Annotated in this window: 10 protein-coding genes; 5 read left to right on the top strand and 5 right to left on the bottom strand. The window is 52.0% G+C overall.

The window, feature by feature from the left end; genetic code table 11:
• Positions 1 to 41: 41 nt before the first annotated feature.
• Entirely contained in the window at positions 42 to 716 is a 675-nt protein-coding gene (gene pyrE, locus QQF40_RS06255; protein WP_285460722.1) for an orotate phosphoribosyltransferase, read from the bottom strand.
• A gap of 86 nt (positions 717 to 802) precedes the next feature.
• On the opposite strand from pyrE, the gene QQF40_RS06250 reads away from it, so the two are divergent.
• Positions 803 to 1,570, top strand: a complete 768-nt coding sequence (locus QQF40_RS06250) for an exodeoxyribonuclease III (RefSeq protein ID WP_043331765.1) — start codon at positions 803 to 805, stop codon at positions 1,568 to 1,570.
• A gap of 184 nt (positions 1,571 to 1,754) precedes the next feature.
• Here the strand turns inward: QQF40_RS06250 and rph are convergent, their stop codons facing one another.
• A complete protein-coding gene (gene rph / locus QQF40_RS06245) occupies positions 1,755 to 2,501 on the bottom strand; it encodes a ribonuclease PH (RefSeq protein WP_285460721.1) in 747 nt (248 codons plus the stop codon).
• A gap of 195 nt (positions 2,502 to 2,696) precedes the next feature.
• On the opposite strand from rph, the gene QQF40_RS06240 reads away from it, so the two are divergent.
• On the top strand, positions 2,697 to 3,560 hold the full coding sequence (locus QQF40_RS06240; RefSeq protein ID WP_285460720.1) for a YicC/YloC family endoribonuclease: 864 nt from the start codon (positions 2,697 to 2,699) through the stop codon (positions 3,558 to 3,560).
• Between the two features lie 93 nt (positions 3,561 to 3,653).
• Here the strand turns inward: QQF40_RS06240 and QQF40_RS06235 are convergent, their stop codons facing one another.
• Together QQF40_RS06235 and QQF40_RS06230 are read right to left on the bottom strand one after the other, a co-directional pair.
• Positions 3,654 to 6,212 (bottom strand): DUF2357 domain-containing protein, encoded by a 2,559-nt coding sequence (locus QQF40_RS06235; protein ID WP_285460719.1) that lies wholly within the window; start codon positions 6,210 to 6,212, stop codon positions 3,654 to 3,656.
• A 42-nt stretch (positions 6,213 to 6,254) separates the two neighbouring features.
• Positions 6,255 to 8,183, bottom strand: coding sequence for an McrB family protein (locus QQF40_RS06230; protein ID WP_285460718.1), 1,929 nt, complete (start codon positions 8,181 to 8,183; stop codon positions 6,255 to 6,257).
• Positions 8,184 to 8,329: 146 nt separating this feature from the next.
• On the opposite strand from QQF40_RS06230, the gene QQF40_RS06225 reads away from it, so the two are divergent.
• The 3 genes from QQF40_RS06225 to QQF40_RS06215 all read left to right on the top strand — a co-directional run bounded on the left by QQF40_RS06225 (position 8,330) and on the right by QQF40_RS06215 (position 10,671).
• Complete coding sequence (locus QQF40_RS06225) at positions 8,330 to 9,634, top strand: DNA cytosine methyltransferase (RefSeq protein WP_285460717.1); 1,305 nt, start codon at positions 8,330 to 8,332, stop codon at positions 9,632 to 9,634.
• A gap of 67 nt (positions 9,635 to 9,701) precedes the next feature.
• Entirely contained in the window at positions 9,702 to 10,172 is a 471-nt protein-coding gene (locus tag QQF40_RS06220) for a very short patch repair endonuclease (RefSeq protein WP_285460716.1), read from the top strand.
• Positions 10,173 to 10,242: 70 nt separating this feature from the next.
• Positions 10,243 to 10,671: an organic hydroperoxide resistance protein gene (locus tag QQF40_RS06215; RefSeq protein ID WP_054556341.1), complete on the top strand. Its 429-nt coding sequence runs from the start codon at positions 10,243 to 10,245 to the stop codon at positions 10,669 to 10,671.
• A 96-nt stretch (positions 10,672 to 10,767) separates the two neighbouring features.
• Here QQF40_RS06215 and QQF40_RS06210 read toward each other — a convergent pair whose 3' ends face one another.
• Positions 10,768 to 12,348 carry a BCCT family transporter gene (locus QQF40_RS06210; protein WP_285460715.1) on the bottom strand — a complete coding sequence of 527 codons (1,581 nt, stop codon included), beginning with the start codon at positions 12,346 to 12,348 and terminating at the stop codon, positions 10,768 to 10,770.
• Positions 12,349 to 12,489 lie beyond the last annotated feature (141 nt).

Below are 12,489 nucleotides of genomic sequence, written 5' to 3'. Positions count from 1 at the left end.
ACGTGACTGGGAAGGTAATGCTGCGCGGGTCATGAACGCTCTCAGGCGCCCTGGAGACCGTATTGCGCACGGTAGTCGCGAATCGCGACCGCATGCCCAGACAGTTCCTGCTGTGCGTATTGTTCCAGATATTCGAGCACCTGGTCGAGCGTCACGATACTGACCACGGGCATGGAGAAACGTGCCTCCACTTCCTGAATGGCGCTGTTCGCCTTCAGGCCTCCCTGACCATCGGGAGCGCGCTCCTGGCGGTCCAGTGCGATCACGACGCCCGCCGCCTTGGCACTCTCGGCGTGGATGATCTCCATCACTTCGCCGATGGCGGTGCCGGCGGTGATGACATCATCGATGATCATCACGCGGCCTTCGAGGGGCGCGCCGACCAACGAGCCCCCTTCACCGTGGGTCTTGGCTTCCTTGCGATTGAAGGTGAACGGCATGTCACGATCATGATGGTCAGCCAGCGCCACGGCCGTCACGGCACCCAGCGGGATACCCTTGTACGCCGGACCGAACAGCACATCGGCCTCCAGGCCTGATTCGACGATGGCACGCGCATAGAAGCGTCCCAGACGTGCCAGGGCCTGTCCGGAGCGGAATAGACCAGCATTGAAGAAGTAGGGGCTCACCCGCCCGGACTTGAGCGTAAACTCGCCAAACCGCAGCACGCCCTGCTCGATGGCAAACTCAATGAACTCCCGCTGGTAGTCCTGCATCCGATATCACCTTTGAATTCGTTAGCCATTTACCAAATCGTCTAAAGCTCGGGTATCATACAGGCGCGACGAACCAGGGACCACGTATGAAAATCGCTACAGTTAACGTCAATGGTATTCGAGAAGCGGTCAGCCGCGGCTTCCTCGACTGGCTTGCCAGTCAGGACGCCGACGTCGTCTGCATCCAGAACCTCAAGGCCAAGAGCTTCGAGCTCGACGACAGCATCCTCTACCCGGAAGGGTACGAAGGCTACTTTCTGGACGCCGAAAAAGACGGCTTCTCAGGGGTTGGCCTCTATTGCCGCCAGATTCCCAAGGCCATCATGTATGGACTGGGCTTCGAGCAGTGCGATAACGAAGGCCGTTACCTGCAGGCCGATTACGACCGCTTCAGCATCTGCTCTTTCCTGATGCCTGATGGGAGTGATCCGGCTGCCAAGGGCGCCTTCATGGAGCAGTACCAGGAATACCTCAGCAAGCTGCGCCGCAAGCGTCGTGATTACATGATCTGCGGCACCTGGCATGTGGCCCACAAGACTGTCGACCTCGCCAACTGGTCCGACAATCAGATGACGCCGGGCTTCAAGCCGGAAGAACGCGCATGGATGGATCAGGTCTTCGGCCCGATCGGCTTCATCGACGCCTTCCGCGAAGTCAATCGCGATGCCGACCAGTACTCCTGGTGGCCAGCGCTGGACAGTGACCAGCCGCGCGCCCGTCAGGAAGGCTGGCGCCTCGACTATCAGGTCATCGACCCGAACCTGCGCCGTCATATCAAGGACGCCTGGATCGACACCGATGCCACCTTCAGCGAGTTCGCACCGGTCATCGTCGAGTACGACCTCGAGCTGTGATGCACGCTGTCACCCCTTGAGCGTTCGGCCTCGGGCCACCCTGCCAGTCGCATGATGTGCCTTCGGGCACTGACGAAAACGCCCCCATCGCGCAAGCGGTGGGGGCGTTTTCTGTCTGGCCTCAAGCGCTCATGACATCGCTCTGATGACATGACACACATGAAGTAGCGCTGGGCCACAAGGCTCAGGCGTCGACCGGCATGCCGAGTGCGGCGCGCTGCGCGGCGAAGAGCTGCTCACCGGTACGCTCGGCGAGATCCAGCAGCGCATTGAGCTCGGCGCGATCGAAGGCTGCGCCTTCTGCGGTGCCCTGCACCTCGATCAGCCCCTTGCCTTCGGCCATCACGACATTCATGTCGGTATCGGCCTTGCTGTCTTCCGGGTAATCGAGATCGGTGACTGGCACACCCTTGTAGATGCCGACCGACACGGCGCTGACCAGACTCACCAGCGGGTCGGTCTTGATCTTGCGCTCACGCTGCAGGCCCTGCAGCGCATCGACCAGTGCCACACAGCCACCGGTGATCGCCGCGGTGCGCGTGCCACCATCGGCCTGCAGCACATCGCAATCGATGGTGATGGTGTATTCGCCCAGCTTCTTGAGGTCCACCGCGGCGCGCAGCGCACGACCGATCAGACGCTGGATCTCCACCGTGCGGCCACCCTGCTTGCCACGCGCCGCTTCACGATCATTACGGGTGTGGGTCGCACGCGGCAGCATGCCGTACTCGGCGGTCAGCCAGCCCTTGCCGGAACCACGCAGCCAGCGCGGCACGCCCGCCACGACAGAGGCGGTGCACAGCACGCGGGTCTCCCCGAACTCCACCAGCACCGAACCCTCGGCGTGACGAGTGAACTCACGGGTCAGGCGGATCTCGCGCGGCTGCTCCGGGGTACGGCCACTGGGACGGATCACGTTGGCTTCGCTCATGGGGATTCCTTGTTGCAGTATTCGGGAGGCCAGAGTCTACACGCCGCAGCCACGGGCGACGACCTTCGCGCCGCGCGGGCCAGACCCGCTCCTGATCACTGGGCGCTCAAGAGCGGCACGCGTACACTTCAGGCTATCAGCGCGGTCGCTCATGCACCGCCCCTCTTCTGACAGCCAACCGACAAGGAGCACGTCATGGTCCACAGCATGACCGCCTTCAGCCGCCAGACCCATGAAGCCGACTACGGCACCCTGACGCTGGAGCTGCGCTCGGTGAACCAGCGCTATCTCGAACCGCACTTCCGCCTGCCCGACAGCCTGCGCGAACTGGAAAGCGCCTTCCGCGAAGGCCTGCGCAAGCGCCTCAACCGCGGCAAGGTCGAACTCTCGCTGCGCTTTGACGCCGAAGCCGGTGCCGACAGCCTCGCCGTCGATGCCAGACGCCTGGGTGAACTCAGCCGCGTACTCGCCGAAGTCGGCCAACACTGCCCGGACGCCCCGCAGCCCTCACGCCTCGCCCTGCTCGACTACCCCGGTGTGCTGGTGCGCGAAGGCGCCGATCAAGAGCGCATCAAGGCCGATGCCCTCAGCCTGTTCAAGCGCGCGCTGGACGAGCACATCGAAGGCCGCGCCCGCGAAGGCGAACGCCTCGCCGAGCTGATCAGCGCACGCCTCGATGGCGTCGACACCCACGTCGCTGAAGTCCGCCGCTTGATGCCCGACATCCTCGCTCGTCAGCGCGAGAACCTGCTCGCTCGCCTCGAAGAAGTCCGCGCCACCCTCGACCCGCAACGCCTGGAAGCCGAACTGACCCTGATGGCCCAGAAGGCCGACGTCGCCGAAGAGCTCGACCGCCTCGACACCCACGTCGGCGAAGTCCGTCGCCAGCTCACCCAGAAAGGCCCCATCGGCCGCCGCCTCGACTTCCTGATGCAGGAACTCAACCGCGAAGCCAACACCCTCTCCTCCAAGTCCGTCGTTGCCGACACCACCCGCTGCGCCGTCGAGCTCAAGGTACTGATCGAACAGATGCGCGAGCAGATTCAGAATATCGAGTGATAGCGGCCAACAGTATTAAGAAACTGGCGGATGCCATTGCCAAACTGCCTTTATAGCTTAAGGTAAATTATTCATGGCCTCCGCCAGTCACGGTTACACCATTGCCTCATTGTAAACCTTCTCTACATCGGCAAAAGTTGTTACGCTCTCTAACTGAGTTAAAGTAGTGAGTTTCATTGAATGAGCTATTGGTCGATGTGGCACACGCGTTACCGGAACGTGTAATGTAAGTGGCTTTCCAAGCTCAAATAAATAATATAGCTCAGACGCATTAGAAGCTTTTCCAGCCTGCTCTTCGTCGATCTCATATCGAGGGAGGAGCCTTACGCGCTTAACTGGCCAAAGCTTATCTATTTTTTTGGTGCTAGTTTGGACATCAGATGTAGATGCCAAAGCCAGGTAGCGAATTTCTTCTACAACATGCTGCTTAAATTTACCCAAGAAAGTACTTTGCGGCATGTGATACCAGCGCGCACCCCCTTGTTCAAATGCCTCAAAGTAGCCATTATCTCGCTTACGCTTACCACTTAATGCTACTGTCATTGTTAAATCTGAATATAGTACTTGCTGCATACCAGAATAGGGTATACGTGAAGCCTCTTGTACATATAGATTTTCTTTTATACTTGAGGAGGAATATTTAGTCATTTCTACCGCAGGGGCTACACCAATTTGAGCCCTTAGAAATTCCAATAACCATTGATGCCCACAATACTTCGTCTCAGCTTGACTAGGAAGCAATGCAAAAGCCCCGATCCCAACCTCCTCAATCGCACGAGCATATGGATTATCATGTGCTTTCTGATCAAAAAATCCAGGATAAAGAGCAAATGCTCCAAAAACGGGACGACTTTTTCTCACTAGATAAGAAGCATCAAACTTATCACTTTTTTTATTGGGATCAGTTAAGCGGATTAATGCGTCACGATATCGGTGCATCTGATTGATTGCATCATCTGGCACTCGGTCTATATTGTCGACATCTTCAGACTGATCATCATAACGTCCCTTATGATTTTTTATGCGGTACTTCGCATCAAATATCCAAATAAACTTTTGCGCCTCTTCCGATTGATTATTTCCTGGGATCGTGACTTCTAATACAATATCGGGTTCCTGGCTCACCAGATAGGAACGTATATCTTTGCCTTTTTTGGTGAACTTTGGCTCATGCGCCAGCCTCGCTGTTACACCATCACTTCGCTTGAAACAAAAGGCGCCTGCAAATCCATCTCTTAATTGATACTCAAAATAATCATTTTGAGCTAAACTTATTAATTCACTATCAACCAAATTAAAACCAAGCTCATCTTCAAGAATTTGCTTCAGGCATAAAAAACACCATACCTCATAAATCTCAGACACCGACTTCATAGACATATTAGATTGATTGTCAAAGGCATCGAGATAGTATTTCAACTCTTGCCAGACTCGATAAACTGCACTATAACCAGTTTTTTGTTGTAGCACCAATGACTCTCGTGTCATTCCAGAGAAAGAGCCGACCTCGCTAATAAAGCTTTGAGTTAATACTTTATTTAAAGGCTTCTGCCAGCAATGTAGCTCATCTAAAAAATAATTTGATAACCGCTGGTTCTCAGGCGCACTATTATTAGCGCGCAACTTGTTTTCGAAATTTGCTAGTTTTCGCTTACTTTGGCTTACCGCCATCTTGATAAACCTGTTTTCGGGAGTATCAACACTAAGCCTTTTTTTATTCACTCTATATCGCTTATCATATTGCCCAGAAGAAAAATCCTGTTTCACGCGCTCAGCTAGCTTTCTAGGAAGACGCCCCTTTAACTTTGAAGCCTTGATACTATCAATATGCGACTGCAGGCGACTATGGGGTGCTGCACAAACCACTTTGAGACCCTGCTCAAAACGTAACCTTAAAGCAGCAAAATTCGCTAGCCACATTAAAGGGAAATGACCTCGCTGATTGCCTATCGCTGCATCTTGCTCAGTTTTTCCTACAAGGCTGAAACGCCACAACGGATAAATAGAATCAATTGCTCGATACATACATGGGAGATCACGGTGCAACATCATCTTGACTGGCAGCACTTCGAACGCGATATACTGTAGATGGATCCTGCCTTCAATTTCAAAAGATAAAGGCAAGCGCATCCATCCTACATCGTTTCCAGTATTTATAGTTCCTGTCAAACGAGCCGGCATTGGCCCTCGTTGCTCTGAGAAACGAAAAGTGTCATTAACATTTTGACTACGATGCTTTATGCATGCAAACGACACATTAGAGAAGAACACCCACTCAAACTGATATTGAGTGTTCTCAAAAAAAATTGGTGAACTTAATAGTATCTTATCTTTCTTTTTAGGCCCTAAAACACTTGTGGACAGCTCTGTTGTCACAGAAGTACTTGTGTTCTCCAGATTTGAACTTGGTTCTAAACGAAAATCAACAAGATCGATTTCAGGTGAAAAGCGTAACTGGTAACTAGGCGTCGACATACCTTCCATAGGTACCACAGAGGCATTATTCTCCTGCCCATTCTCATTAGAATTACTAGTGGTCAAACTAGAATTTCTAGCCATAGTGGTATTATACATTTTGACGCGCTGACTAATATCACTAGACCAGACTGAAAACTCGTAATTAGGAGTTTGCAATCGAAATAATTCAGGCATAGCTAGACCTCCATATTGTCTATTGCCACTATAAGCAAAAGGTTAAGGCCAAAAGCTGGTGAAGGTAGCGCTAACTAACCTTTGCTGCATCCACTCCAGTTTTCTTATAGAACGACATGGAATATTTATTGTCTTTTCGCTATTACTATCTGTTATTATTCTTTCCCGATAAAGATCTGGTCGCTGCATTACATCATTATGACTTTCGTCAAAAATTGGGGCTAGCTGATCCTGCAGCACAACATTTAGCTTTATCAGTATCGCGTCCCCTCCTGCAGTTGTAAGCTTATCATTATCTCCCTCAATACGAGGAAGCACCTTGCACATTATATAATCATCCCACACCGCTATCAGACTTTTATCGTCTTGTGGCTGCGCACAGGTAACTGCCAATAACAACTCATTAAGTGCACGATACGCAAGCTCGAAAGGCGTGCCTTTTAAAACCTTATTAATCGCTTCTAGGAACGCAATACTCTTTTGGCCATCACTATCATGAGTTGACTTCAAATCTAGTTGACCTGCTTGTGATTGCAGCGGATAGCTTAGTACTTTATTACTAACAGTTGGCACGAAGAAATCATCAAAATCATTAGGGAAAAAGGCCCCAAAATCGAAGCTCAATGCTCTATCTATCACCTTCCTTGAAAAACCATGAGTTGTTTCATCCATGTTAACCGTACCTGCAACGATTAAATTAAAAGGAATCCCGATACCATGCTGATGAAACATCTCCCATGCCATATCGTAGTTGACACTTTGAAGCCCAAGATCTTCTCTTAGCGTGGAATCTTCCCCTAGTTGAGCCATAGTAGCTGATTTGAGTAATGGATCACTACTATATGAGAATGACTCTCCGCTCCATGCCCATTCACGAGTCTCCAATGTTGAGAGATAATCAGCGAAATATTGTTCCACTGGTGCTAAATTCATTTCATCCAAACAAAGCCAGTAGGGTCTAACTTGTTCAAGATGTGCTTTCTCCCCACTCACTACGAATCGACCATTTACTGTCTTTTCGAGCCGAACTCCTGCAGAAAGAATTTCACGCCATGCTTGTACAATAAAATACAAAACATCTGTAACAATAAATTGCGGCCTTCCATCAAGTCTTGATATATAACCCAAAAGATCACTTGGTTCATGCCAATCCGGACGCACTGATGTTAAGCAGTATGTTTCGTCAAGCCTTCCTGTTTTCTCAGCTTGCTGCCTAACAAAACGCGTCTTGCCAGTTCCCGACAAACCAGCAAGTAATATAAAAGACTTGGGGAGCGTAATGTCGTAATGATATTTTATAATATCAGCTATGTCTGCCTGCGCATAAAAATTCTTACAAAATTGCGTTAACTCCTCATAAACACTTTTATTTTCACATAAAAGATATGCAATAGTCCCAATAATACTAGAAGAAACGTTAGGCACATTTAATTGAGTCAAAAGTACTGATGAAAAACAGTCTTCTGCACCTCTAGGCTCACCTCTCTCATTTACTAAATTCTTACCTTTTAAACGAAATTCATTATTATCTTTATCCATAAACTTCGAAAATAGCTCTACTTCTTCGTCATTAGTAAATATTTCATTGAGGTCTGGTTTGCTCTTAAACAGGTTGTATAGATAATCTCTACTCCCATACATATTATACTTTACTAGCTCTCCATTTTCTTCATACTCTTTATTTTTTAAATTATCAAAAATCTTAAAATACTCGTATATTTTTTCAGCAAAATCTTTAACCTTGCATACATATACGAAATATTGATTTGGGAAAACAGCGTAATTCTTTTCTATTGAAGATCTTTTAGGGTTTGTTAATGCATTTGAGGTATAGCTATCGACTTGAATATGCTCTTTATTAAGTACGGAGTTCAATTTGTTCACAATATAACTTGGCAAGAAGAAATCAGGAAGATCTGAATCCTCTACTACAGGACGCTTAGGCAAGTGGGCTTCTAGTTCAACCAACATAAATTCTCCTTAAACAAGATCAAGTATAAGAAAACAATGATACTAGAATTAAAACAAAACATACAAAATAAAATTATATACTACTACTACCGTTTGACTGTCCATCCATCCAGTGTTAGCATCCGGGACAGAAACCGGATAAGGGGATGAATATGACTGCTCATGTGAACGTGAAAGCGGAGTACATCAAGGAACTTCGCAGGTCGCTGGGCCTTGGACGTACTGAGCTTGCCAACCTGCTTGGCCTCGGCAGCAACGGTGAGCGTACCGTGCGTGGCTGGGAGGAAGGCGAGCACCAGCCAAGCGGAAAAAAATGGGCCGACATACAGGCGGTCAAGGAAAATCTGAACAAGGCGTTGGAATCAGCCCCCTTCCGCAGCGAGGGGGATGATGCCGAGTTCCGGTTTATTGACCTGTTCGCAGGCATTGGAGGCATACGTCTGCCTTTTCAGCAGCTGGGCGGGCGTTGTGTCTTTACCTCAGAATGGGACAAGTTTGCCCAGAAGACCTACCTGACGAATTACGGCGAAATGCCAAATGGTGATATCACGCAGATTAGCGCTGCTGATGTCCCGGATCATGACATCCTCCTCGGCGGCTTCCCCTGCCAGACCTTCTCTCAAGCAGGGCTGAAAAAAGGGTTTAGCGATACTCGTGGCACCATGTTCTTCGAGATTCAGCGCTTGCTGGCTGAGAAACGTCCGAAAGCATTCATGCTGGAAAACGTAAAACAGCTGCGTGGTCATGATAAAGGAAAAACCCTTAAAACCATTTTGGACATTCTTCAGGGTACTCATGAGCAGGAAGTACCAGATGAAATTCAACTTGGTGAAGAAACACGTCACGCCTTATCACAAAGACTCAACTATTACGTCACTTACATGGTACTTCGTGCTGGTGACTTTGGCGCGCCACAGAATCGTGAACGCATTTTCATTGTCGGGTTTGATAAAGATCAATTCCCTAATGCTGATTTTGATCTTGATTTCAACTGGCCAGAACCAGCACTAACGCCAACTCGTGTTGGTGATATTCTTCAGACAGATGAAGAGCTGGAAGCAGAGAAAGAAAGATGTGGTAAAGATAAGTACACAATTTCTGATAAGCTCTGGGAAGGTCATCAAAAGCGAAAAGAAGGTCATAAAACTAAAGGCAACGGCTTTGGTTACTCCCTTTACAATGCTGATAGCGAATATACTAACACCATTAGTGCTCGCTATTACAAAGATGGCTCAGAGATTTTAATTGATCAGAGTCACTTAAACAAGAACCCAAGGAAGCTTACTCCTCGTGAGTGTGCGAGACTTCAAGGCTTCCCTGAAGAATTTATTGTTGATGCTGTCTCTCAAGGCCAGATATACAAACAATTTGGTAACTCTGTTTGTATCAATGTTGTCAAAGCCGTTGCAACAGAAATCGTTCAGACACTAAAGAAGGTACAATCTCGTTAGTCGCTTTTATCGTATGCTCTGGTCGCCAGATAATAACCTGAGACACTTAAATAGCCTGTAGGGAAAAATGACTGATATCGTCGATTCCCAAACCCGCTCACGCATGATGGCCTCGATACGAGGCAAGAATACCAGCCCCGAGTTGGCGATACGTCGCTACCTCCATGCTCGGGGCTTCCGGTATCAGCTTCACCGTAAGAATCTTCCCGGAAAACCTGATCTTGTGCTTCCAAAATACCGCCTCGCGATCTTTGTGAATGGGTGCTTCTGGCATAAGCACAAAGACTGCTTTTACGCCTCATCACCTGCGACCCACAAGACGTTCTGGAAGGATAAGCTAGAGGGGAACGTGGCTCGTGATTGGCGGAAGTGGGCTGATTTGGTGAGTCATGGGTGGCGAGTGCTAATCATCTGGGAATGTGGTCTGAAGCATTGCTCCGATGACCTGGAATCTGTCGTTAACATCATCACAGGCGAAGACCCCTTCCATCAGTGGCCTTCCTCGCCGCCAAGGACACGTCCTACATCAAGCAATTGAAACTCTGCCCGACAAGCGCCATCTTGTTTCCATCCCTCGACTGAGGGCTTTTCCGCTCAAGGAGTCAGGCATGTCTATCGAACAAGTGCTGTACCGTGCAGAAGCCACTACCACTGGGGGTCGTGAGGGCAAGTCGCGTTCTTCCGATGGGGCGCTGGATGTCACCCTGAGCACGCCGAAGGAGTTGGGCGGTGGTGGCGGTGAAGGTACCAATCCGGAGCAGCTGTTCGCGGCGGGTTACTCTGCGTGCTTCATCGGTGCCATGAAGCACGTGGCCAGCACTGACGGCGTGACGCTGCCGGAAGGCCTGGAGATCACCGGCAAGGTGGGCATCGGCCAGATTCCGGCCGGTTTCGGTATCGAGGTGGCGCTGGATATCAGCCTGCCGGGCATGGACAAGGCCGAGGCGGATGCGCTGGTCGAGAAGGCGCACCAGGTGTGCCCGTACTCCAACGCGACGCGTGGCAACATCGATGTGACGCTGAACGTCAGCGTCTGATGGCTGACGACTGATCGACAGACACGAAAACGCCGCCCCTCGGGGCGGCGTTTTTGATGGTGTGACACGCTCGTTGCTTGCAAGCGTGTGAGTCGATCAGACGCCCTGTTCGCGCGCCATGCGGCGGGCAATCAGCGGAGCGTTCCACAGGCTGGGCAGCAGAATCAGCGACACCGGCACGGCGGTGACGACGATGAAGGATTGCAGCGCATTGATGCCGCCATCACCCATCGAGATCAACAGCGCCGCGACCACGCCCATCATCAGGCTCCAGAACACGCGCACGCCGCGCGGCGGATTGTCGTGGCCGCTCATCACCATCGAGACTGCATAGGTCATCGAGTCACCGGTGGTGGCGACGAACAGCGTGGTCAGCACCAGGAACAGCACCGAGATGGTGAAGCCGAACGGCAGCTGCTGGGTGATGGCAATCAGCGCTGCCGGCAGATTGAAGCCGGTGAACGGGCCGGAGACGCTGCCCGGGTTGCTCAGCTCGAATGCCAGGCCGCTGCCACCGATGATGGTGAACCACAGGCAGGTGACCAGCGGCGAGATGACCGCGATCAACAGCACCATCTGGCGCAGGGTGCGGCCACGCGAGATACGCGCGACGAACATCGCCATCAGCGGGCCATAGCCGATGAACCAGCCCCAGAAGAACAGCGTCCAGCCATTCAGCCAGCCATCATCACCCCGGAAGGAGGACATGGCGACGAAGTCACCGACGTAGCGCACCAGGCCCTGCGGGAAGGCTTCGAGCAGGAAGCCGGTCGGGCCCATGATCAGGATGAACAGCAGCAGCGCGCCGCCGAGCAGGACGTTGGTGCTGCTCAGGAACTGGATGCCACGGGTCACGCCGCTGACGGCGGACAGGGTGTAGATGACGGTCAGCAGGAGCAGCAGCGTGAGCTGGGTCGCGTAGGTATCGGGGATGCCGAACAGCGCATTGAGGCCATAGCTGACCTGCAGACCGAGGAAGCCGATGGGGCCGACGGTACCAGCGACCACGGCCAGCACGCAGCAGGCATCGACCAGCGCACCGATGGGACCACGCATGACGCGGTCGCCGAACAGCGGATAGAGCAGCGTGCGCGGCTTGAGCGGCAGGCCCTTCTCGTAGTGCAGGTACATGAAGATGATGCCGGTCAGGCTGCCGAGCATCGCCCAAGCCAGAAAGCCCCAGTGCATGAAGCTCTGAGCCAGCGCGTTGTAGGCGGCATCGGCATTGCCCGTCGGGGCGTCCGCACCGAACACCGGCGGCGGTGAGGTGAAGTGAGCGATCGGCTCTGCCGCTGCCCAGAAGACACCACCACCCGCCAGCAACGTGCACAGGATGATGGCCATCCAGCGCAGCGTCGAGATATCCGGCGCTGCCAGCCCGCCCATGCGCACCCGTCCGGTACGGCCGATGGTCAGCACGATGGCGATGACGAAGGTCGCCAGCATCAGCGCTTGCCAGTAGGCACCGAAGTATTGGGTCGAGACACCGAAGGCACTCTGGATGAGCGCGGAGACAGCGTCGAGATCCACCAGTGCGGCGATGGCGAACACTGCCAATACGCCACCACTGATGATGAAGACGGGCCAGTCGATACCTTGCGGGGTGTGTGCGGGTTCAGCGGGGGGATTTACCGGTGTGGCGGAGCCGGACGAAACAGTCCGGGAAGAATCCGTCATTAGTCAGCCTCTGGGCATGATCTGAGTGACGGTGCAGTGTATCAGCCGTAAAACGCTGAACTATGACACAAGCCGTTGTTTTTACACCCATGTAACGCGACGTATCACCAAGCCTACAGCCGTTTTACATCCGGGCATCGG

Source organism: Cobetia sp. LC6, from assembly GCF_030264805.1.
In the GTDB taxonomy this organism is placed as follows: Bacteria; Pseudomonadota; Gammaproteobacteria; order Pseudomonadales; family Halomonadaceae; genus Cobetia.
This window is presented reverse-complemented; position numbering and strand designations above follow the sequence as displayed.

Bases quoted from the DNA above. Each gene is read 5' to 3' on its own strand.
- pyrE (WP_285460722.1), bottom strand. From the start codon at position 716: ATGCAGGACTACCAGCGGGAGTTCATTGAGTTTGCCATCGAGCAGGGC.
- QQF40_RS06250 (WP_043331765.1), top strand. From the start codon at position 803: ATGAAAATCGCTACAGTTAACGTCAATGGTATTCGAGAAGCGGTCAGC.
- rph (WP_285460721.1), bottom strand. From the start codon at position 2,501: ATGAGCGAAGCCAACGTGATCCGTCCCAGTGGCCGTACCCCGGAGCAG.
- QQF40_RS06240 (WP_285460720.1), top strand. From the start codon at position 2,697: ATGGTCCACAGCATGACCGCCTTCAGCCGCCAGACCCATGAAGCCGAC.
- QQF40_RS06235 (WP_285460719.1), bottom strand. From the start codon at position 6,212: ATGCCTGAATTATTTCGATTGCAAACTCCTAATTACGAGTTTTCAGTC.
- QQF40_RS06230 (WP_285460718.1), bottom strand. From the start codon at position 8,183: ATGTTGGTTGAACTAGAAGCCCACTTGCCTAAGCGTCCTGTAGTAGAG.
- QQF40_RS06225 (WP_285460717.1), top strand. From the start codon at position 8,330: ATGAATATGACTGCTCATGTGAACGTGAAAGCGGAGTACATCAAGGAA.
- QQF40_RS06220 (WP_285460716.1), top strand. From the start codon at position 9,702: ATGACTGATATCGTCGATTCCCAAACCCGCTCACGCATGATGGCCTCG.
- QQF40_RS06215 (WP_054556341.1), top strand. From the start codon at position 10,243: ATGTCTATCGAACAAGTGCTGTACCGTGCAGAAGCCACTACCACTGGG.
- QQF40_RS06210 (WP_285460715.1), bottom strand. From the start codon at position 12,348: ATGACGGATTCTTCCCGGACTGTTTCGTCCGGCTCCGCCACACCGGTA.